The 1984-nt window shown below is 65.6% G+C and carries 2 protein-coding genes; one reads left to right on the top strand and one right to left on the bottom strand.

Features of this window, described 5'->3' with window-relative positions; translation table 11 throughout:
* Positions 1-84: 84 nt before the first annotated feature.
* Positions 85-858, bottom strand: a complete 774-nt coding sequence (locus A5706_RS07075; protein WP_068128567.1) for a response regulator transcription factor — start codon at positions 856-858, stop codon at positions 85-87.
* Between the two features lie 713 nt (positions 859-1571).
* Here A5706_RS07075 and A5706_RS07070 point away from each other — a divergent pair.
* Positions 1572-1984: PPE family protein (locus A5706_RS07070; protein ID WP_156766993.1), on the top strand; the 413-nt coding region annotated here is incomplete at its 3' end.

Here is a 1984-nt window from a genome sequence, read left to right as displayed (position 1 = left end):
TCAGCACGCCCAACAGCAACTGGCGGCGCAACGAATGGGGCAGCCACCGCGGCAGGTCCCTGGATCCGGTCTGCGGCTCGGGGGTCATTCGGGTGGTCGCAGCATGTACCCAACGCCGCGGACGGTATGGATCATGGGCTCCCTGCCGGAGTCGATCTTCTTCCGCAGGTACGAGATGTACAGATCGACAATGCTGGTACGGCCGGCGAAGTCGTAATTCCAGACGCGGTCGAGGATTTCGGTGCGGCTCAGCGCGCGGCGGGGATTGCGCATGAGGAACCGGAGCAGTTCGAACTCGGTCGACGAAAGCGATATCTGGATGCCGCCGCGGGTGACCTCCCGGCTGGCGGTGTCGACGTGCAGGTCGCCGATTTTCAGGGTTTCCGCCGCCGGCGGGGTCAGCTGCGTGGAGCGGCGCAACAGCCCACGCAGCCGCGCGACGAGCTCCTCGAGGCTGAACGGCTTTGTCATGTAGTCGTCGGCGCCGGCGGTGAGGCCGGTGACCCGATCCATGACCGAATCGCGCGCGGTGAGGAACAGCGTGGGGGTGTAGGCATCGGATTCGCGGATGCGCTGCAGGATACGCAGGCCGTCCACGTCCGGAAGCATGATGTCCAGCACCAGCACGTCGGGATTGACGGTCTCGAACTTCGCGATGGCCTCGCGGCCGTTGTGGGCGATGTCGACGACCCAGCCTTCGTAATGCAGCGCCATCTTCACCAAGTTGGTCAGCGCGGGCTCGTCGTCCACCAGCAAAACCCGGATCGGGGAGCCGTCGGCACGATAGATGCGGGGCAACTGCCCCAGAATGGCCTGGCGTGGCCGCTGGCCGCTTGCGTTTCCAGACATCACCGTCATGTTCCTACATTCTCCCAAGCGCACATGCGGATGTCACGGACTTCATAGGAACCTCAAATAAAGCGCTGCCGCGTGGCTCACCCCGGAAGCCGCCCAATCATTTGTGCGGTGGGTTTCGCTGCGGCGAGGTTGTGCAGAGTTGGATTGCCAAAGATACTGGTATGCATGGTTCTTGGTCCTTGCGGGCCAGGACACCCCGCCCCGTCAAATATCTAAATCGACTCTCTGCGAATGGATTTCACTGATCAGAAGACGCCGCACCGTAACGCACTCCACCGCCGTTCGGCATGCACGGACGACGGCAGGCGTCGGCTGCCCGCCGACTCTCGTTACCATGAAGTTACGCGACGTTACGAATAATCGTAGGGCTGAATGCATTTCATGATGCCGCCGGACAGCGGCCCATCCGGAACAGCTTTGACGACGGTTGATGACGCCCGGGGCATCGGTTCTACGCGGCCGGTGGCGGCCGCCGGAGACCTGACCGATCCGGCCTCTTCCGAAGCATCGCCACCGAGGGGCGGCCACGCGCCCGTCCCTGCGATCGTCGGTGGCCTCGGACCTAGTCGTCGCCGGCGGCCACGGAGCCGTCGCGCGGGCCATCCGGCCCCGCCGCCCGTCGTCGACCACCACCAGGTTCCGCGGCGGCGAGGGCGACGACGCCGCTCGAACGCAATCGACGCAGCAAACTCGAACGAGAGATAGGGATAGGAATGGACTTTGGCGCGTTGCCACCGGAGATCAACTCCGGTCGGATGTATTTGGGGCCGGGCCCCGGCACTCTGTTGGCGGCTTCCGCAGGGTGGGAGTCGCTGGCCGCCGAGCTGACCGACGCCGCGAGCGGCTACCAGTCGGTGATCGCGGGCCTGACCGACGAGTCGTGGCTGGGGCCGACGTCGCTGTCGATGGCCGCCGCGGTCACGCCCTACGTCACATGGATGACCGCCACCGCCGGGCAATGCGAGCAGGCGGCCACGCAGGCCACGGCCGCTGCGGCCGCCTTCGAAACGGCGTATGGGATGACGGTGCCGCCGCCACTGGTCGCGGCCAACCGCGCTCAGCTCATGGCGTTGATCGCGACCAACATCTTCGGGCAGAACACGCCCGCGATCATGGCCACCGAGGC

This window comes from Mycobacterium sp. E796 (genome assembly GCF_001672815.1).
Classification (GTDB): Bacteria; Actinomycetota; Actinomycetes; order Mycobacteriales; family Mycobacteriaceae; genus Mycobacterium.
Note: the sequence above shows the minus strand (reverse complement) of the source record. Positions and strands in the feature narration are given on the sequence as shown.